Below are 19796 nucleotides of genomic sequence, written 5' to 3' on the forward strand. Positions count from 1 at the left end.
GCGCAATATCAGTAACAATATGTGATTACGATTGTGCAGGATTGTTCCTCAGCCGATCTTGCACCAAACCGACAGCACGAGCACAAAACTCTTATGAATAATTCCTAGGCAGAACAAAATCCGCTCATAAAAGCCTCGGACCAAAACTTGGGACGTTTCACATGAGAACTTTGCTGGCAGATACGTCAGCCGATACCCGCGGTAGAAACAAAATATGCATCGCCTTTTTACTTGGGTCGATTTTAGCCGGGTTCCAAACGGTGTTTTTGCATAGCGGTCAGGCTTGATCTATGCAAAACACCGCTTTCCACCCAAACAACCACCGCTTGCACCAACACGAACAAAATGTGCAGAATCTTTTTCGCAAAAATCTGGGGTAATGCAAATTTGGCAAGATCCGAATCGATATCTCATCTTGCCAATCTTGCCGCTGCCATTACAAACAATCTGCCGAATTTTAGCGAACACTCAGCTTAACGCCGAATAATTCCGGCAATCAGCCCGCGTTTTGGAGCAAAGAACCAAATTAAAATAAAAATCAGCGCCGCCGCCAATACGACGGAAGCACCCGTCGGCAAATCCCAGGCCCAAGATGCCCAAATCCCAAGAAAAGCTGCTGCACCGCCAATTGCTGGAGCGATTAACATCATTGGAATTACCCGGTCAGACAGGAATCGTGCAGCAGCAGCTGGGGCAATGAGAAGTGCCAGTACCAAGATATTTCCAATGGTCTGTACAGAAATCACAACGGCTGCTGCAATCGTCAGATAGAGTACTAAATCTACAAGCACCACACGCATTCCGATTGAGCGGGCAAAATCTCGATCAACACTGACAAGAACCAGTTTTTCGTGCGCCAGTGCAAGCACTCCGAGAATCAATGCCCCGATTCCGGCTACAGTTAAAATATCGGTATTGCTCACGCCAGTGAGTGAACCAAAAAGAAACGATTCAAGCGAACCGGTGTATCCTGGTACCCGACTCATTATCACCAGACCGAGCGCAAAAGCTGCAGCGAAGAAAATTCCTATTATAGAATCTTCGCGCAGCCGTCGATTCTGTGAAAAACCGGCAATTAGAATCGTCACAACCCCGCCTGCAACCGCACCGCCAAGCAGAATTGATCCCTGCAAAACGAACGCAATCGCAACACCTGGGAAAACTGCATGTGCAAGCGCATCACCGACAAAGGAAAGCCCGCGCAGCACCACATGTACCCCTACTGCCCCGCAAATAATCGCCGACATTAACGCAATAAGCAGTGCTTTTGGCAAGAATGCGAGAGTTGGATTCGAAAGATCTGAAATAAATTCGACGAGACTCACAGTTTCACTCCCATTCCAAGCATTCGTAAAAGTGCCGAATTTTCTTGTACTTCGTAAGTTTTCATCCACAAATCACGATCGAGTAAATCTGCAGGCGCGCCGACGGCACGCACGCTGCGGTTAATCATCACGAGACGGTCGCAAATATCTACCGCCTGTGTTAAATCGTGAGTAGACATCAAAATTGCTACTCCGGAATTACGGAGCTGCAGAAATAAATCAGCGAGCGCATCTTGGTTTGGATGGTCTAATCCGGTAAAAGGTTCATCGAGCAGTAAAAGCGTGGGATTTGCTGCCAGTGCGCGGGCAATTAAAACGCGTTGCTTCTGCCCGCCGGAGAGTTCGTCAATTGTGCGTCCCCGCAGTTCATACAAGTCGACTTGGCGCAGTGCTTTATACACAGCAGCCCATATTGCTGCCGGTTTCAGCTTCGCGCTATCCCGAGCTTTTTCACGGCGGAAAAACAGGCGTGAGTGTTTCACAAAAGTCATTCGCACTAACTGTTCGACACTGATTGGATAATGCCAGTCAAGATCTTGACGCTGCGGAACATACCCAAGCTTCCCAACAGTCTGCACAGTACCGTTTGAAACTGGAATTAACTGCATGATTGAGCGCATCAGCGTGGTTTTTCCAGCCCCATTCGGACCGATCAAACCAACAAGTTCACCGCTGGCGATTCCGAAATTAATATCGTGGAGAATTTTATTTCCGCCTAGTTTTACGTGCAGTTCAGCTACACGCAATACTTGATTCGCAAGCTGCTGCGCATGCTGTGCACTTTTACTCATTACGATTCGATTCTCCTGCTGTTTCCGTCGTTACATCAACGGTTTTTCCTGAAGCAGCTGCAGCGAGACTCTCACCTGCAGATTTTGCTTTTTCACTGTTTTTTCGGAGTACGAAAACCGTTCCGAGCACGAGAATCGCGGCGGCAATAATTATGCCTCCCACGATAAACGGCAGCGCCGTATTTTGATCCAATGCACTCGGATGCGAATCTTTAATTTCACTCGCGGAAAAATTCTCGATATTCCAGGTTTCATTAAGCGCCTGCTGTGCATTTGCGGTATCAGAAACTGCAAAGCGCAGAATCTTCGTATCCGATACGGTTTCGCCATTCTTTAATTGTGCTTGTGCAGTTACCCGCACTAGATGTACTCCCGGTTCGGTGAAAACCCAGTTTGCGTGGGTGTGCGTATTTAGTTCCACATGTATTGGCTGGGCTTTTTCTGTGTTGAATTCCAGAGCTGCTGCGGACCGGCAAAATTACCGGCTTGGATAAAAACATGGAAGTCACCCGGACCTTGGTGTCCTTCAAAAATCAGGTCTACACCGCCGTTTACTTGATTGACTACTTCCGGAGATTGTGTATTCCAGCCAAGCCAAACAGCTCCGCGCAGTTCTTGCTGCGGAATCACCCACACAGGGGCTTCCGCTTTAATGAATTTATATTCTTCATTTGCCGGAATTTGTTGTTTGGCAGCATCTGAAACTCGGTAGACGATCTCATCCGGATTGCGCCAGATTGGAGTTTTGCCGGTATCGTCGCGCGCAAAAGTCCCCATTTCCCATCGGTTAAAAGCGGTCCCATATCAATGTGCCCTGCGTACAATTCAACTGGATTTCCGGCAGGTGCAACCTGTTCGTCGCTGGTAACAGTCTGGGTGAGAGCGGGATCTACATTTTTTGTTCACTGCTGCCCGAGTCTGCTGCTGCCGCTCCGCTTGCCGGCATTAATCCGAACAGCAGCATGGACATCACGATAATTTTTTCCGTACTTTCATTTTTATCCTTAATCTCATTTCTTTCGGCAGTATCGGGAAACAAAATATTTTGTTTCAGCTTTGGGACCATTGCTGCAGCACATATTTTGATTATTCTCGTTTAGTCGCCGTCGTGTTCAACGCCGTCGGAGATAAAATCCCATGCCGGAAGCGAACCCGGATCTAAACAGCTTTTTAATGATTTTCCGTTCGCGGTCATCAGTTCAATATAGCTATCAACATTTTTAACGAATGTGTCGGAATAGATTTCACAAACTTTTGCCCCTGCCTGATGCGCTACCGAAAGCAGCTCGTTCACATGTGTACGCGCATTCGGTTCAATAAAGACTGCTTTGCCGCCAAGATTTTGCAGGGTTCGCGAAAGGTTTGCCAGTTGCTGGACCGAAGGTTCAAGCGACGGATTAGGAGCGACGAAACCAGCAACTTTTATCCCGTATGCTTTTGCAAGGTAGCCGAAAGAATCGTGTGTAGTTACGAGTGTGCGTTGTTTTTGCGGAATCGATGCGATTACCGAACTCATCCATGCGTCGAGTTTTTTGAGCTGGGAAATATATTTTGCAGCATTTTGCCGGTATATCTTTGCTTCCTGCGGATTTACTGCACTTAGTTCATCGCGGATAGTTTCAACATAGGCGATTGTGTTTTTACATCATGCCAAAGGTGCGGATCGATTTCGCCGTGCACGTGCCGCCCGGCAACTGCTTGTGCAAGGATAAAAGCTTCACTGCCCGGCCGTGCCAGAAAATCCCATTCCTGGCTCGGAATTGTAGTAACCGCGCTGTAGGGAACTGCAAATGCTGCGGTACTTGGATCGAGATTTTCTCGTTTCCCGTCTTTTGATCAGCTAATAGGGTGATACCGCCCGCTAAGTGCGCGGTAATGTCGACGTGGCCGGAGTCGATAATCTGCTGTGCTTTGGCTTCCGGATTTTTCCGACAATAAAATGTATTTCACTGGAACCGAGATCGCGGCGCTTTTCCCCGTCTTTGAGTGCTGCTTTTACTTGCAGCCGATATTCACCTGGTTTGGAAAAACCCCAAGACATGTGTGTGTGCGCATTAGTCGGCAGTTCAACGCGGTCGTTTTCCGGGTCGATTCCGTCGCTGCTTGAAATCCACGCAGTTGGCTGCCCGAAAGTACCGGTAGTGAAAGCCGCAAGCACGCCTGGGCCTTCCATATTCACTGCGGTTATTTCGACGGTGGCATTTGATCCGCCGCTGCCATCCACACGGAAGCCGAGCCAGACGGTAGATAAGGATGCGTCTTCAATGAGCTGAATATGCGTCGCACCGTATTTTACTGCGTCGTTCCCAAGCCCGACATGCTTTGCATGATCCGGCAGGTTTGCATCGATTGTTTTTAGCAATGATTGTTCTTCAAGCAGGAGTTGGTTTGAGAAAGCAATATCTGCACGCGCCACATCTCTGATTGCCGCAAGTGACGGCTCGTAAGTATGCGGATCCGCGCCGGGCGGTACGAGTGTAGCCAAATGTGCGGCTGGCGCTATTTGGCGTACTAAATCCGCAATAATCGGAGTACTTGCTACGACGTTTATTGTCTTTTCGAAGACAGCCGGATTCTGGTTCCGATTTGCTGATTCTGCCGTAAATTCGCCTGCGTCGGCTGCTGCAGCGCATGCACTGAGCAGCAGCATTGCACTGAGAGTTAGCCCCAGATATTTTCGGAAACTTTGCAAGCCCTTCTCCCGTAGATCCGATAGTTCGTTATTCATGATTTTTGTTCGTTTCCAAGACGCTGCGCAATAGCCGCCGCAGTTTCCCGCGGATGATTGACGTTATTTCGTATTGTGCGGATATTCCAGAGCGAAACCGTAAGCACTCAGCGCACTTTTAAGTTTACGAAGAAATATTTACTTTTTGGGAATCGTTCTCAACAATGTGACGAGTTTCCTACCGGAAATCTACGCAAAACAAATCTGCGGTTCACAAAACACGCGCTGCACTGTAACGTCGCACTCAATTTCAAAAATCTTCAAACCTTAATTGACTAATTATACTCATAAGCGCATAATTATACAGAGATATTCGGCAGCCCTTCCAGACTGCAGATACACAAATCAGCAAATCCGCATCTGCGCCGCACAAGCCGCCGAAAGGAGTTTTTATGAGTAAAATTGCGAAAAAATGGGCTGCATCCCGCACTTTCGGCCTCGATGTGAACGCTTTAAACAAATACCCTGATGTAATCAATCTTTCCATTGGCGATGCCGATTACACCACAGACTCCGAAATTATTGACGCCGCATTCAAAGATGCAAAAGCCGGCTACACTCACTACGGCGACCCGAAAGGCGATACCGCACTAATTACCGAGATTATTAAATACTGGCAAGAAGATTTCGGCATTACCCTCACACCAGCAGAAGTGCACATCACCCCATCTTCCGCAATCGGCATGGCACAGACACTAATCGCATTGCTTAATCCCGGCGAAGAAGTAATAGTTTTCTCCCCTACTTCCCAATCTATACCCAACAAATTTTCTCGCCGGCGGCAAAACAGTTGAAGTTCCGCTCCGGCCCGCCGACGGATATGCCCTCACCCCCGACGCAATCTCGCGTCTCGAAAACAGCATTACCAAAAACACTAAGGCGATTATCTTCAACAATCCAACCAATCCAACTGGCGTCGTATACAGCAAAACACAGCTCGCAGCACTTGCAGAGATTGCAATCAAATACGACTTGCTGGTAATCGCCGATGAAATCTACACAGACTTCATTTTCGGCACAACTCCTTTTATTCCGCTGCGCTCTTTACCCAATATGGCTGAACGCACAATCACACTGAATTCCTTTTCAAAGAATTTCATGATGGCAGGATGGCGCGTCGGATATGCAGTTGCTGCACCAGAATATATCAAAGCAATCGGCGCCGTAAACGATTCACTCGCCTATTCCACCCCCGCTATTTCGCAGCGCGCAGCACTAAAAGCGCTGCAGATTCGCAAAAAATACGCGCAAAATATATTTCCGAATACGGAAAACGGATGAAATATCTGGCAAGTGAGATTACGAAACTGGCACACTTTACGCTAATTCAGCCCGCAGGCACGTTCTACCTTTTCCCAGGAAATACCGCAAATTTAACCGGAAGTGAACTCGCAAAAGAAATCTTCGAACAAACACACATCCTCGTATCTGCCGGTGAAGCTTTCGGTACTGCCGGCGCCGGACATATCAGAATCGCATGTACTGAATCAATGCAAGTCCTCGAAACCGCCTGCCGCCGGCTTGCCCGACTGCGAATTTAGGGTTGCTTGAGCCCATAAAATTCAAGCCATCCAAACTTAAAAAGCAACTAAATAATTTAAAATTAAAAGCCGAAAACACGCAAAGGACTATCACCATGAAAAAACACGCATTCACTAATCTCGCCGCCGCAATTGCCGCTCTCGTTTCTCTTTCACTGCTCACAGCTTGCGGAAATGCAGAAAACAGCAGCAATACCGACAAACCAGAGCAATCAAGCAGCAATGATGCACTCGCAAAAATTAAATCCGACGGCGTACTCAAAGTCGGTACCGAAGCCCAATATGCGCCGTACGAGTTCAAAGACGCAAACGCAAAATTTGCCGGAGCAGATATCGCACTTGCCGCACAAATCGCAAAAGATCTTGGCGTAAAGCTCGAAATAGTCGATATGAAGTTCGACGGCATTATCCCCGCCGTACAAGCAGGGCAAGTACAGCTTGGCATTGCGGCATTCTCAAATACTCCGGAGCGTGCAGCCGTCGTAGATTTCTCTGATAACTACGAATCTTCAGTGCAGAAGCTGGTAGTTGCTGCAGATAAGGCGGAAACTTACAACAGCATTGCAGCGCTCAAAGGAAAAAGATTGGCGCACAAAAAGGTTCAATTCAATCCGGAGTGGTAAAAGAGGAGCTCAAAGAATCCGTATTATTCGAGCTGGATAAATATCCGGCACTCGCACTGGAAATCCAAAATGGGAATATCGCCGGTCTCGTTGCCGACGAAGCCGTGGCAAAGTCCATTGTTGAAAATTCCGGCGGAAAGCTTGCCCTGTCAGATTACAAATTTACCTCTGCAGCTGCAAATGTCGGCAAAGCAGCACTCATGGCGAAAGGAAACGACGCTTTGAAAGCTGAAGTAAATAAGACCGTCAAGAAAATGATTGCCGATGGTTCGTGGCAGAAAGCATACGATGAAGCCGTCGCTCTTGCAAAAACTCTCGGCCTAGATTCATAACAAGTATTTAACGTAACCAATAACGCAAAACCGGCTGGCAATATCTGCAGCATGCAGCGAATCAACAAGCTAAAATTAACGCTGCAGATACTGCCGCCGATTATTTATGTTATTTATGTCTGGGTGAAAAGCTTTCAAAGTCTAGACGAGAGTAAGTTTTCTCAGTTTCGCACATATCAACTATCAGAAATTAACGATTAGGAAAATACGATGAGCTTTTTTAGCAGCATGTGGGAATTGACAGTCAAGTACTATCCGTTTTTCGCCGACGGAATTCGCTCAACGCTCATCATCGCACTCTTTTCAGTATTGCTTGGCTTTATTTTCGGCACGCTGCTCACACTGATGCGCATGAGTAATTGGAAACTTTTCAGGTGGCCGGCAAATATATTTGTCGAATTTTTCCGCGGCACCCCGCTGCTCGTCCAGTTAATGTTCATTTTCTACGGACTGCCGATGCTTGGAATCCAGTTCCCGCAGATACCGTTCATTCCTGACTTTGAACGCTTCGCTGCCGGAATTGTCGCAATGAGTCTAAACTCAGCCGCCTATGTCTCCGAAATCGTTCGTGCTGGGATTCAGGCAGTTGATAAAGGCCAGCTTGAAGCGGCGCGCTCAATCGGTTTAACAAACAAGCAGGCAATGCGGATTGTGATTTTACCGCAGGCAATACGCAATATTCTTCCAGCTCTCGGCAACGAATTCGTTACAGTTATTAAAGAATCTTCAATTGTTTCAGTGATTGGAATCGGAGACATCATGTTCCGCACTAACGATGTAATCGCTGTAACCTACAAGACACTGCCGGCGCTTGCCGTCGCCCTGCTGATTTATTTCCTGCTCACATTCACTTTCTCAAGACTTGTTAATTACACCGAAAAGAAACTCAAATACGATTCACGTGCGAAAGCAAAATCAAGATCACGATCAAAAACACGCGTACGCTGAAACAGCGAAAATTTAGAAAATCATTCAATAGCAGCCAGAATCTACGAGAGAGCCAATTTAAGATGACAATGGAATTCAGCGATTTCCCGGCGCAGCAGCCGCAGCAGCACGGCGAAGCGTTCCTGGAAGTGAAGAATCTTGTAAAAAATTTTGCTGATACCCAGGTAATCAAAGGTATCAGCACAAACTTCTACCGCGGAGATTTGGTATCAATCATCGGTCCTTCCGGTTCAGGTAAGTCCACATTTTTACGCTGCCTGAATTTACTTGAAACCCCAACTTCCGGTCAGATTTTATTCGACGGCGTAGATTTACTCGCAAAAGACACCAATATCAACGTGCACCGCCAAAAATCGGCATGGTTTTCCAGCAATTTAACCTGTTCAACAATATGAATGTGCTGCGAAATCTCACAATGGCGCCCTGCACGATTAAAGGATTGAAACCGGAAGCTGCGGAGAGTAAAGCGCTTGAACTGCTCGAACGTGTCGGGCTGAAAGGGCGTGAGCTTTTCTATCCGCAGGAACTTTCCGGCGGGCAAAAACAGCGGGTCGCAATCGTCCGTTCGCTGATGATGGAACCGGAAGTGATGCTTTTGACGAGCCGACTTCCGCACTCGACCCAGAAATGATCGGCGAAGTGCTCGGCGTAATGCAAGATTTGGCAAACGACGGGATGACGATGATTGTAGTTACACACGAAATGCGCTTCGCACGCGAAGTCTCTGACCGCACAATTTTTTGGACGACGGTAAGATTGGCGAAGACAAACCATCACATGAGCTGTTTGCCGAACCAACCAGTCCGCGCCTAATCAGCTTCCTTGAGAAAGTGCTCTAACAGCAGCACCGGAAACCGCAGCGAATGCGATTATCCTTGCAATTCCGGCGCAAGAACTGTCATTTTGCAGTTTCAGCAGTTTGGACCTTATTTTAGCAAGCAAATTATGCCGTTAATTTGTTTGGCGAGGCGTATTTTTCCACTTAACATAGTTGGTATTAAACGCGGTAGTGTGTGCTTCCGGGCTGATACTTTTCAGTTCTCTTGCGAATAGCTTTCTCCCTGATATTTTCCGGAAGAAACCAGCAGCAAATGTAAGCACCATTACTCAAGAACCAAAATGCAAAGGCGCAGGAGAACTAGATGGGCACATTCACCCCGCAAGTAGACGCAATCACCGGCTCGCTTACAGCTTCAGCAATCGTCGGCTTTATTCCGCTGATTGTCTTTTTCGTAATGCTTGGGGTATTTAAAATTAAGACGCATTGGTGCGCTCTCGGCTCTTTGCTGGTGGCAATCCTCATTGCGATTTTCGGATTCAAAATGCCGTTTGCTTTTACGCTGCTAGCGGCAACACAAGGAGCTTTTTCGGTCTCTTCCCGATTCTTTACATCGTGATTATGGCAGTCTGGCTTTACAATCTGACACAAGCAACTGGCCGCGAGAAAGACGTGCAAGCAGTATTCTCCCTCGTCGGAAAGGGAGATCAGCGGATTCAAGCACTGCTGATCGGATACGCTTTCTGCGGTCTGCTTGAAGGGCTGGCTGGTTTCGGCGCTCCAGTCGCGATCGCTTGTGCAATGCTTTTTGCTCTCGGTCTTCCGCCGATTAAAGCAGCTCTCGCCGTAATGGTTGGGAATGCATTAAATGTTGGTTTTGGGGCAATGGCAATCCCAACTACCACTGTTGCCGGTCTTGGCGGTGCCGAACCTGCGGTTGTCGGCGCGACGATGGGCCGTGTAGCACCGATTTTGATTGTCTTTGTTCCAATCGTAATGCTTTTGATTCTCGACGGATTGCGCGGATTAAAGCAAGCGTGGCAGGCAGCTTTCGCTGCAGGTTCAGCAATGGCTCTCGGGCAATTTATTGCTGCAAATTTCCTTTCATACGAGCTGACAGCAGTTTTTGCTTCGCTGCTTTCTTTCGCAGTACTTGCAGCATTCATGCGTTTTTGGACTCCGAACACTCCTGCAGAATTCCGCTCTGCAGCTTCAGCAGAAAAACTCTCCGGCTCACGGGTTATGCTCGGGCTGCTCCCGTATTGGCTGGTAGTGATAATTTTTGCAATTGCGAAGCTATGGAAAATCGGGGTTGATATCCCGAAAATGCTCACCGCAACTGATATCAAGTTTCCGTGGCCCGGACTTGACGGCAAACTGCTTGATGCAGCTGGAAATCCATCATCTTCAACCATCTTCAGCTTCCAGTGGCTCTCAAGCCCCGGAACAATGCTGCTGATAACTGGAATTATTGTAACCGTAGTTTACGCGATATGCTCCGCTCCGCAATTTAATGCCACGATTAGCAGCGGTTTCAAAGTTCTTGCAAAAACAATCTACGATTTGCGGTTAACAATTCTCACAATCATGGCAGTGATGGCGCTTGCTTATGTAATGAATTTCTCCGGACAAACCGTAGCAATCGGTACTTGGCTCGCCCAGACCGGAACTGCTTTTGCGTTAGTATCTCCAGCACTTGGCTGGATTGGTACAGCTGTAACCGGATCAGCGACTTCAGCAGGTGCACTTTTTGGCAACCTGCAATCTACTGCAGCTGCAAATGCCGGTTTAAGTACTCAGCTCTTACTTGGAGCAAATGAAATCGGAGGCGGTATCGGGAAGATTATCTCCCCGCAAAATCTGGCAATTGCAGCAACTGCAATTAAAAAGCCCGGATCAGAATCTGAGTTACTCCGGAAAGCTCTTCCGTGGTCACTCGGATTGCTCATCGCCCTCGGATTGCTGGTTCTTCTGGCTTCACTCGGTCCGCTCGGATTTTTGATTGCAAGCTCGTAATTATTTCTCTTTACCGGCAGAGATGAAAGCAAATAATAAAACCGTCGGTAAAAATACACTAAACGTCTCGAATCTTCACTAAACAGTGCAAAACAAAGGATTGAATATGAAAATAGCAATGTTTTCAACCTGTATCGTGGATGCGATGTTCCCCAAGCAGCTCAGGCAACTACGCATTTGCTTGAACGCTTAGGGCACACGGTCGTATTTCCAAAAGATCAAGCCTGCTGCGGGCAAATGCATGTAAACACTGGATACTACAGCGAAGCAGTGCCGGTGATCCGCAATCATGTGGAAACTTTCCGCCCAGTACTCGATGGCGAATGGGACTATATTGTTTCCCCTTCATCTTCATGTACCGGTTCAATTAAACATCAGCAAAGCGTGGTGTTACGTGACCGCGGATTCGACCGGCTCGCAGACGAAGCTGATGCGATTGCCGCAAAAACCTACGATTTACCATTGTTTTTGACAGACGTAATGGGCACATACGATGTGGGAGCATATTTCGCACATCGGGTAACTTATCATCCTACCTGCCACTCGATGCGTATGCTGAAAGTCGGCGACCGGCCATGGGAGCTGCTGAAAAATGTGCGCGGTATTGATTTGATTGAACTGCCGGAAAAAGAATCTTGCTGCGGCTTTGGCGGAACGTTCTCGATTAAGAACGCCGAAACATCCTACTCGATGGTTGCAGACAAGATTGCAAATATTATGTCAACAAAAGCCGAAGTAATCGTTGCAGGTGATTACTCATGCCTGATGAATATCGGCGGCGGACTTTCCCGGCTGCGCGCTGGGATCCGCGCAATGCACCTTGCAGAAGTACTTGCCGGCACTGAAAGCGAACCCTGGCAGGCACCTGCTGCTACAACGAAGTTGGGAGTATAAGAAATGACTGAACAAAATCTTGGCTGGAACCCAGGAGTACCGATTCCAAATGATCCGCTTCGTTGGGGAAAGAAATTCCCAGACGGCGCACACGATATGCTGAAGAACACACAACTGCGCCGTAATCTGAAGTACGCCACCACCACAATTCGGAATAAGCGGAATCTGCGCGTTGCGGAAATGCCGGATTGGCAGGAGCTGCGCGATGCAGCTTCAGCAATAAAGCACAAGGTAATGAGCAATCTTCCGGAATATCTTACGCAGGTTGAACGAAATGTAACAGCGCACGGCGGTATTGTGCACTGGGCACGCGACGCTGCAGAAGCAAACCGGATTATTCACGAAATTATTGTGCAAAAGGGTGTGGATGAAGTCATCAAAGTTAAATCGATGGCTACCCAGGAAACAAATCTGAATGAATATTTAAAGGAACGCGGTATTGCAGCTTGGGAAACCGATCTTGCTGAGCTGATTGTACAGCTTTCAGAAGATATGCCATCGCATATTGTGGTACCGGCAATTCACCGTAATCGCGCAGAGGTAAAAGCAATCTTTGAAAAAAGATGGGCGAGGCCGGAAAGAATTTAACCGAGGAACCGCGTGTACTGGCAATGGCAGCACGTGAACACCTGCGCAAGAAGTTCCTTTCTTCTCCAGTGGCGATTTCTGGTTCAAATATGATTGTCGCCGAATCAGGTACTGTCTCTATTTTCGAATCCGAGGGAAATGGCAGAATGTGCCTGACACTCCCTGACACACTGATTTCTCTGGTTGGTATTGAAAAAATTGTGCCGACATACCAGGATGTCGAAGTGTTCAGCCAACTGTTGCCGCGTTCAGCAACCGGTGAGCGGATGAACCCCTATACTTCTTTCTGGACTGGTGTTACTCCAGGAGATGGACCGCAGGAGTTTCATTTGATTTTGCTGGATAACGGGCGCACTAATGTGCTCAAAGATAAGATTGGACGGCAAGCACTGCACTGCATTCGCTGCGGTGCGTGTATGAACGTCTGCCCAGTTTATGAACATGTCGGCGGGCACGCATACGGATCGGTTTATCCAGGGCCAATCGGCGCTATTCTTACTCCGCAGCTGCTCGGCGCGGTAGATCATAAAGATCCGGCATCGCAGCTTCCGTTTGCTTCCTCACTTTGCGGTGCATGTTTCGAAGCTTGTCCAGTGAAAATTGACATTCCATCGGTCCTCGTAGATCGGCGCAAGCATTACCAGGATGCCAATAAGGGCGGGATTCCAAGTCCATGGGATTTGGCAATGGGAGCAGCTTCAAAAGTGATGGGATCAGGGAAAATATTCGCAGCTGCTGCACGCTCGGCAAAAGCTGGACGATTACTTGCCGGCAAGAAAGGATTCCTCGGACATATTCCAGCACCGGCTGCCTCCGCATGGACGACCACTCGAAATCTGCCGGCTCCGCCAGCACAAACATACCGTGATTGGTATAAAGCTACGCACAATGCCGACGGGTCAATAAAAGCAGCATCCGACACTGCTGCCGGCGCAAATGCCGGGATGCGCGGCGTTTGCGGGCACTGCAGCTGCGGCGGCGGCAGTAAAGCTGCCGCTCATGGGAAAAACTCGAAAGGAGCGAAATAATGGATGCAAAAACAGAAATTTTCCGACGGATTCGCGCCGCTTTAGACCTTTCACAAGATGGTCCGGCTCCTGAAGTTTTACGCGAGTACCGTCAGCATGGCGAGTTCGCACCAGGGTCACCGGAAGTAGTTGCTGATATGAAGCAAAAACTTGAGGATTATAAAGCAACTGTAATTGAGACCAATGAAGACGATTTGCTCGATGCGATTACAGCAGCTCTTGCCGGTGTGAAAAGTGTGGTTGTGCCGAATGGGCTGGATTCGGCATGGATTGATGCTGCACGCGATACTGGCGCTGAAATCCGGGTAGATAATCCGCATGACGGGAAAATGCTTTCACACCGTGAGTTAGATCAGACGGAAGCTGTGCTTACTGCTTCACGGTGCGGTGTTTCACTTTCCGGCACGATTATGCTCGATGGTGAACCTGATCAAGGCCGGCGCGCAATCACGCTCGTCCCGGACAAACACGTGTTGATTCTGCGCGCGCAAGACATTTACGAAGTAGTTCCAGAAGCTGTCGCCGTACTTGCACAGCATCCGACTCGCCCAACCACATGGATTGCCGGTCCGTCAGCAACTTCCGATATTGAGCTGAAACGCGTTGACGGCGTACACGGTCCGCGCAAACTCACAGTAATTATCGTGAAGTAACTGCTGACTATTAATTCCAGGTAGGAAAAGTATCTGCGTAACAACTGAATAAGAATTGCGGCGGATTCATGGTCTTTGAATCCGCCGCAATTTCTGAAAAAAGATTAATTCCGAAACCGCTAATACTTTCACTGCCGATCCGTATTCACTCCCGGCATCCGGAAATTACAGAACGGAATAAATGCGCCGAATACTCAGCGGCCGCGTGCTGTAACCCGGAAAGCTGTCCAGGAATCGCTCAAGTGTTTTGAAGTAGTAACTGACTGTCCGGCAGTTTCAGCAGCCTCATTCACATCTGTAGCTGAGACAGCGAACTCGCTATGCGATTCTGGGACCATCAGCCAAATCACACCGGAACCATCTGCAAAGGACTGCGCACAATCCATCAGGTAGTCGGAGAGATCGTCTACCCCGCCGTCGTCACTGCGCCACCAAGCCAATACACCATCGGCGATGCCGCGATATTCTTCGTCTTCCAGCTCAGTCGCAACTAGTTGTGAAAGCTCTTCCCGCAGAGCAAAATCAACGTCGTCATCGTAACCAAATTCTTGAATTACGTCACCCTTCTTAAATCCAAAAGGATTTCCGGCAAGAGCTAATGCCAATGTAATCTTTCCGCCTTTCGCGCGTAACCTCAGCTAGGCTGAGCTATCGAACCGACATCCGATCGATGTGCAAAGCAAATTCGATACGTCATAATCTTAAAGGGAAGTTCGATAGATTTGCACGATATTCCGCAATGTTGCGCTGCAATATTTGAATACTGCCTTTCCGAAAATGCTGCAGCTGATTCTCAGCAGCTATCTGCTGCAAGCATTTACCTGTTTTACTGCAAAAGCCGCATTACAAATGTGTGATTATTTATTCCTGCAAAACTATTTGCTTTTCATGTGACCTCTCTCCCACGGTGAACCAGTTTTAAATGTGGGTCTAAGGGCTTATGTCGGGTAAATTAGAATACATCCAGTTAGTAGAATTCTCAACAATGGTTGTTTTGTGGTTCTCGACTGAACTAACTGTTTTCGAAATGACGCTAGTACGTCAAACAGAAGGGGAAAATTGTGAGTGAAGTTCCAATTCGTCCGCTAATTAACGGGCTTTTGAGCCAAATTCCGGATATTGACAAAGAAGAAACCGGCGAATGGCTCGAATCTATCGACAGCTTGATTGATGCGCAGGGCACCCAACGCGCACGTTATTTGATGCTTGCAATGGAGCGCCGGATGCGTGAACGCGGCGTACAACTGCCAGGTAATCTTGTGACGCCATACGTAAACACGATCGGTGTTGAAGATGAGCCGTATTATCCCGGTGATGAACGTCTCGAGCGCGAATTCCGGCGTTGGGTTCGCTGGAATGCAGCTGTACAAGTTACTCGTGCGCAGCGTCCGGGAATTTCCGTCGGCGGCCATATTTCATCCTTTGCAGCGCAAGCAACACTTTATGAAGTTGGTCAAAACTGGTTCTTCCGCGGCAAGGATGCACCCGGCGGCGGCGACCACGTCTTCTTCCAAGGTCACTCATCACCAGGTAACTATGCGCGCGCCTATCTTGAAGGCCGTTTAAGCGAAGCTGATTTGGACTCATTCCGCCAGCAAGTATCACGGCAATCAGGCGGAAAAGGTCTTCCTTCATATCCGCATCCGCGGCAGCTCTCCGACTTTTGGGAGTTCCCAACTGTCTCTCTCGGTCTTGGCCCGATTTCCGCAATCTATCAAGCATGGTTTGACCGCTACCTCCATGAGCGCGGGTTGAAAGATACCTCGCAGCAGCATACGTGGGCTTTTATGGGCGACGGCGAAATGGACGAAGTTGAATCGCGCGGTGTGCTGCACCTGGCAGCTTCCCAAAATCTCGACAATCTTACATTTGTGGTGAACTGTAACCTGCAGCGTCTCGATGGTCCGGTGCGCGGCAACGGGCAAATCATTCAGGAGCTTGAGGCTTCATTCAAAGGCGCCGGCTGGAATGTGATTAAAGTAATTTGGGGACGCGAATGGGATGAACTCCTGTTAGCCGACAAAGATCGGGCGCTGGTCAATATTATGGATACCACGCTTGACGGCGATTATCAGACGTTCAAAGCGAACGACGGCGCATACGTCCGCGAGCATTTCTTCGGCCGTGATCCGCGCACGAAAGCAATGGTCGCCGATTGGTCTGACGAAAAGATTTGGAGACTGAAGCGCGGCGGTCACGATTACCGGAAAGTTTATGCCGCATATAAGGCTGCAGTCGAGCATAAAGATCAGCCGACTGTGATTCTCGCCCACACGATTAAAGGTTATTCACTCGGATCAAACTTTGCCGGCCGAAATGCCACCCACCAGATGAAGAAGCTAAATTCCGATGATTTGAAACTGCTTCGCGATACTCTGCACCTGGATATCACTGATGATCAGCTTGCAGACCCGTACAATGCCCCATACATTAAACCGGATCAGAACCATCCGGCGATGGAATATATGCTGGAGCGCCGTCGTGAACTTGGCGGATATCTCCCAGAGCGGCGTGTGATGGAAAACGGTGTTGCATTGCCGGAAGCAAAACCTTTCGAAATGCTCAAGGGCGGATCAGGCAAGCAGAAAGTTGCCACCACGATGGCGCTTGTGCGTCTGATTAAAGATCTTGTACGTGATAAAGAGTTCGGCAAGCGAATTGTGCCAATCATCCCGGATGAGGCCCGAACATTCGGTCTTGACGCACTGTTCCCAACAGCAAAAATCTTTAATATTCACGGACAGCACTACACTGCGGTAGATTCCGATATGCTGCTTTCCTATAAGGAATCCGCACAAGGGCAGATTCTGCACACAGGTATTACTGAAGCTGGTTCTAATGCCGCATTCACTGCCGTCGGCACATCTTATGCAACGCACGGGATTCCGATGGTACCGATTTACATCTTCTACTCGATGTTTGGTTTCCAGCGCACTGGCGATCAATTCTGGCATGCGGCAGATCAGATGGCACGCGGGTTTATTATTGGTGCAACTGCTGGCCGGACCACGCTTACCGGTGAAGGTTTGCAGCATTTGGATGGGCAGTCGCAGGTGATTGCATCCACGAATCCGGCGATAGTGCAATATGATCCCGCATATGCTTATGAAATTCGGCATATTATGAAAGACGGTATTACCCGCATGTACGGTGATGGGAGCGACGGACGCGACCAAAACGTAATGTATTACATTACTGTTTACAACGAGCCGATTCATCAGCCGGCAGAGCCTGAAGGCGTAGATGTAGATGGAATCTTGCGGGGAATATATCGTCTCGACGCTCCGGAAGGCAACGGACCGAAAGTCCAGCTTCTCGCTTCGGGTGTGGGCGTTCCGTGGGCGCGTGAAGCGCGTGAAATGCTCCGCAATGACTGGGGTGTTGCTGCCGGAGTTTGGTCGGTTACCTCCTGGTATGAGCTGCGTAAGGATGGCCGGGAAGCAGACCAGCACAATTTCCTTCATCCGGAAGAAACTCCGCGCGAGGCATATTTAACTGCCAAACTGAAAGGCGAGGAAGGTCCGTTCATCGCAACTTCAGATTGGGAAGCACAAGTGCATGATGCGATTCGTCCGTGGGTTCCGGGAGATTACTATGTGCTCGGGGCAAACGGTTTCGGTCTCTCTGATACCCGCGCTGCTGCCCGTCGGCATTTCAAGATAGATGCAGCTTCGATGGTGGTGCGTGCCCTGCAAGCACTTGCAGATCAGGGAAAGCTGGACCGCGCAGTGGTGAAGCAGGCAATCGATAAATACGATTTGTTCAATCCGAATGCAGGGCAGTCTGGAGTTTCGGATCCAAACGAAGTAGCTTAATTCCGTAACTATTTCAATCACAGACTCGGCTGGGAAACGTGCCGTACACGTCCCTGGCCGAGTCTTTTGTTTTCTGACTGCTGCAAATCCGGATTTGCAGCTGCAGAATATATTTCTCACAAATTTTCCGATAGAGCGAAGTGTGCCAAGCAGAAAGATAGAATTGTTCGCAGTAATAACTTCTAAATAATAAAACAAACAATATTTTCATCTTCGATAAAAGCACGAAAGAAAAAGAAACACGCATGACCTTATTCCGAATCGCCTGGGATTCCCTGAAACACAAAAATTTCCGCTTGCCCTGCTGCTGTTTTTCCAATTAATGCAGGTGATTATGAATCTAGTACTGCCGGCAATCAATGCCAAAATTATTGACGACGGGATCATTGCAAGAAACCCGAATTTAATTTGGCAGCAGGGACTGCTGATGCTGCTTGCTTCTACCTTGCAGATTATATTTATGATTAGTGCCAGCTACTATACTTCACGGATTGCGATGGAACTAGGTCGGGATTTACGCCGCGACATTTTCGGAAGAGTACAGAATTTTGCAGCAGCAGATCAGCATTTTTTCGGCGCACCAACGTTGATTACGCGCACGACAAATGATGTGACACAGGTACAAATGGTCGTGATGATGTGCTTTGCGATGCTGCTTTCAGCTCCGCTGATGGGAATTGGCGGTATTTTTATGGCACTTTCGCAAGACGTGAAACTTTCAGCATTACTCTTAGTGGTTGTACCGCTGCTCGCTGCAATAATTGCGGTTGTAGCCGTGAAGCTCATCCCAACTTATGAAGTAACCCAAACGCGAATTGACCGCATTAACACGCTGCTGCGTGAGCAATTAACCGGTGTCCGTGTGATTCGTGCGTTTGTGAAACAAAAGGACAGCCGTGAAAAATTTGCTGACGCAAATAATTTACTTCGCAGTATCTGGCTAAAAATCGGCTGGCTCTGGGCGTTCCTTTTCCCAGCTTCGATGATGATTATTGGTATTGCTTCTGCAGCTGTGATTTGGTTCGGCGGTTTCCGGATTGAAGCTGGGCAAATGCAAGTAGGGACACTCACCGCATATATCTCTTATCTGATGATGATCAGTTTTTCGGCAATCATGGCGGGAATGATTGTAATGTTTTATCCGCGCGGTGAAATCTCAGCTAAACGTCTGGAAGATATCCGCAAAACAATACCGAAAATCACAAATCCGGCTAATGCGCGCCCGCTTCCGGAAACACCGCTTACATTCTGCCTAGATCACGCATCACTGCGGTATCCCGGTGCGCAGGAACCCGTACTGGAAAATATTAGTCTTCAGCTCACACCAGGAAAAACACTCGGGATAATCGGATCAACGGGTTCAGGTAAGTCTTCGCTGGTTAAGCTTTTCCCGCGGTTAATCGATGCTACCGACGGGAAAGTACTTGCCGGCGGAATCCCGGTAGCTGATGTTAATCTCAGCGATTTGCGGAAGAGAATTGCGCTTGTTCCGCAAAAAGCATTCCTTTTCCGCGGAACTATTGCCGGCAATGTGGCTGGGATTATTGCAGCTCCCGAAGATATCGACGAAGCTCCCGCCAAAAAAGCACAACGGCAGGAAGAACTGAATCAACACATCGATATTCAGCGCGTAAAGCTTGCACTCGAAGCTGCTGCGGCGAGTGAGTTTGTAGATAAGCTTGCGGACGGAATTTTTCTCCAGTAGAATCTGGCGGGCAAAATTTCTCTGGCGGGCA

14 protein-coding genes and 6 pseudogenes are annotated in these 19796 nt (G+C 48.5%); 13 read left to right on the forward strand and 7 right to left on the reverse strand.

Translation table 11 applies throughout. The features are described from left to right. Positions 1-473: 473 nt before the first annotated feature. From RQN30_RS02100 to RQN30_RS02125, 6 genes and pseudogenes are all read right to left on the reverse strand, one after another. On the reverse strand, positions 474-1325 hold the full coding sequence (locus RQN30_RS02100; RefSeq protein WP_353061059.1) for an anchored repeat-type ABC transporter permease subunit: 852 nt from the start codon (positions 1323-1325) through the stop codon (positions 474-476). Then, a complete protein-coding gene (locus RQN30_RS02105) occupies positions 1322-2116 on the reverse strand; it encodes a metal ABC transporter ATP-binding protein (RefSeq protein WP_353061060.1) in 795 nt (264 codons plus the stop codon). The genes RQN30_RS02100 and RQN30_RS02105 overlap by 4 nt, the downstream gene beginning before the upstream one ends. Further along, positions 2109-2893 (reverse strand): annotated as a pseudogene (locus RQN30_RS02110) (choice-of-anchor M domain-containing protein). Before RQN30_RS02110 ends, RQN30_RS02105 begins: the two are co-directional and overlap by 8 nt. A 112-nt stretch (positions 2894-3005) precedes the next feature. Next, positions 3006-3182, reverse strand: a complete 177-nt coding sequence (locus tag RQN30_RS02115) for a hypothetical protein (RefSeq protein WP_353061061.1) — start codon at positions 3180-3182, stop codon at positions 3006-3008. 30 nt (positions 3183-3212) lie between these two features. Continuing rightward, complete coding sequence (locus RQN30_RS02120) at positions 3213-3749, reverse strand: metal ABC transporter solute-binding protein, Zn/Mn family (RefSeq protein WP_353061741.1); 537 nt, start codon at positions 3747-3749, stop codon at positions 3213-3215. 228 nt (positions 3750-3977) lie between these two features. Continuing rightward, positions 3978-4808 (reverse strand): metal ABC transporter solute-binding protein, Zn/Mn family, encoded by an 831-nt coding sequence (locus RQN30_RS02125; protein WP_353061062.1) that lies wholly within the window; start codon positions 4806-4808, stop codon positions 3978-3980. 428 nt (positions 4809-5236) lie between these two features. On the opposite strand from RQN30_RS02125, the pseudogene RQN30_RS02130 reads away from it, so the two are divergent. The 11 genes and pseudogenes from RQN30_RS02130 to RQN30_RS02175 all read left to right on the forward strand — a co-directional run bounded on the left by RQN30_RS02130 (position 5237) and on the right by RQN30_RS02175 (position 14245). Then, positions 5237-6125: pseudogene (locus RQN30_RS02130) on the forward strand (pyridoxal phosphate-dependent aminotransferase). Continuing rightward, positions 6101-6385: an aminotransferase class I/II-fold pyridoxal phosphate-dependent enzyme gene (locus RQN30_RS02135; protein WP_353061742.1), complete on the forward strand. Its 285-nt coding sequence runs from the start codon at positions 6101-6103 to the stop codon at positions 6383-6385. The pseudogene RQN30_RS02130 and the gene RQN30_RS02135 overlap by 25 nt, the downstream one beginning before the upstream one ends. 95 nt (positions 6386-6480) lie before the next feature. Further along, positions 6481-7008 (forward strand): ABC transporter substrate-binding protein, encoded by a 528-nt coding sequence (locus RQN30_RS12450; RefSeq protein WP_491608685.1) that lies wholly within the window; start codon positions 6481-6483, stop codon positions 7006-7008. After that, the gene (locus RQN30_RS12455) at positions 7002-7340 is read left to right on the forward strand and encodes a type 2 periplasmic-binding domain-containing protein (RefSeq protein ID WP_491608686.1); all 339 of its coding nucleotides are present in this window, start codon (positions 7002-7004) and stop codon (positions 7338-7340) included. Before RQN30_RS12450 ends, RQN30_RS12455 begins: the two co-directional genes overlap by 7 nt. Positions 7341-7550: 210 nt before the next feature. Beyond that, complete coding sequence (locus tag RQN30_RS02145; RefSeq protein WP_353061063.1) at positions 7551-8288, forward strand: amino acid ABC transporter permease; 738 nt, start codon at positions 7551-7553, stop codon at positions 8286-8288. 68 nt (positions 8289-8356) lie between these two features. Beyond that, positions 8357-8919, forward strand: a pseudogene (locus tag RQN30_RS02150) (amino acid ABC transporter ATP-binding protein). Next, positions 8916-9101 (forward strand): hypothetical protein, encoded by a 186-nt coding sequence (locus RQN30_RS02155; protein WP_353061064.1) that lies wholly within the window; start codon positions 8916-8918, stop codon positions 9099-9101. Before RQN30_RS02150 ends, RQN30_RS02155 begins: the two are co-directional and overlap by 4 nt. Positions 9102-9430: 329 nt before the next feature. Further along, positions 9431-11082: pseudogene (locus RQN30_RS02160) on the forward strand (L-lactate permease). Between the two features lie 106 nt (positions 11083-11188). After that, positions 11189-11976 (forward strand): annotated as a pseudogene (locus RQN30_RS02165) ((Fe-S)-binding protein). Positions 11977-11979: 3 nt separating this feature from the next. After that, a pseudogene (locus RQN30_RS02170) lies at positions 11980-13592 on the forward strand (LutB/LldF family L-lactate oxidation iron-sulfur protein). After that, positions 13592-14245 carry a LutC/YkgG family protein gene (locus RQN30_RS02175; protein WP_353061065.1) on the forward strand — a complete coding sequence of 218 codons (654 nt, stop codon included), beginning with the start codon at positions 13592-13594 and terminating at the stop codon, positions 14243-14245. Before RQN30_RS02170 ends, RQN30_RS02175 begins: the two are co-directional and overlap by 1 nt. 194 nt (positions 14246-14439) lie before the next feature. Here RQN30_RS02175 and RQN30_RS02180 read toward each other — a convergent pair whose 3' ends face one another. Beyond that, entirely contained in the window at positions 14440-14850 is a 411-nt protein-coding gene (locus RQN30_RS02180; protein WP_353061066.1) for a DUF3052 domain-containing protein, read from the reverse strand. A 456-nt stretch (positions 14851-15306) separates the two neighbouring features. Here RQN30_RS02180 and aceE point away from each other — a divergent pair, with 456 nt between their 5' ends. Both aceE and RQN30_RS02190 read left to right on the forward strand, forming a co-directional pair. Further along, a complete protein-coding gene (aceE, locus tag RQN30_RS02185; RefSeq protein ID WP_353061067.1) occupies positions 15307-18060 on the forward strand; it encodes a pyruvate dehydrogenase (acetyl-transferring), homodimeric type in 2754 nt (917 codons plus the stop codon). A 334-nt stretch (positions 18061-18394) separates the two neighbouring features. Then, positions 18395-19765, forward strand: coding sequence for an ABC transporter ATP-binding protein (locus RQN30_RS02190; protein WP_353061068.1), 1371 nt, complete (start codon positions 18395-18397; stop codon positions 19763-19765). Positions 19766-19796: the final 31 nt, after the last annotated feature.

This window comes from Arcanobacterium hippocoleae (genome assembly GCF_040360365.1).
Taxonomy (GTDB): domain Bacteria; phylum Actinomycetota; class Actinomycetes; order Actinomycetales; family Actinomycetaceae; genus Arcanobacterium_A; species Arcanobacterium_A hippocoleae_A.

Coding starts and splice junctions, on each gene's coding strand:
- RQN30_RS02115 (WP_353061061.1), bottom strand. CDS start 3,182: ATGGTCCCAAAGCTGAAACAAAATATTTTGTTTCCCGATACTGCCGAA.
- RQN30_RS02145 (WP_353061063.1), top strand. CDS start 7,551: ATGAGCTTTTTTAGCAGCATGTGGGAATTGACAGTCAAGTACTATCCG.
- RQN30_RS02155 (WP_353061064.1), top strand. CDS start 8,916: ATGATCGGCGAAGTGCTCGGCGTAATGCAAGATTTGGCAAACGACGGG.
- RQN30_RS02190 (WP_353061068.1), top strand. CDS start 18,395: ATGAATCTAGTACTGCCGGCAATCAATGCCAAAATTATTGACGACGGG.
- RQN30_RS02105 (WP_353061060.1), bottom strand. CDS start 2,116: ATGAGTAAAAGTGCACAGCATGCGCAGCAGCTTGCGAATCAAGTATTG.
- RQN30_RS12450 (WP_491608685.1), top strand. CDS start 6,481: ATGAAAAAACACGCATTCACTAATCTCGCCGCCGCAATTGCCGCTCTC.
- RQN30_RS02175 (WP_353061065.1), top strand. CDS start 13,592: ATGGATGCAAAAACAGAAATTTTCCGACGGATTCGCGCCGCTTTAGAC.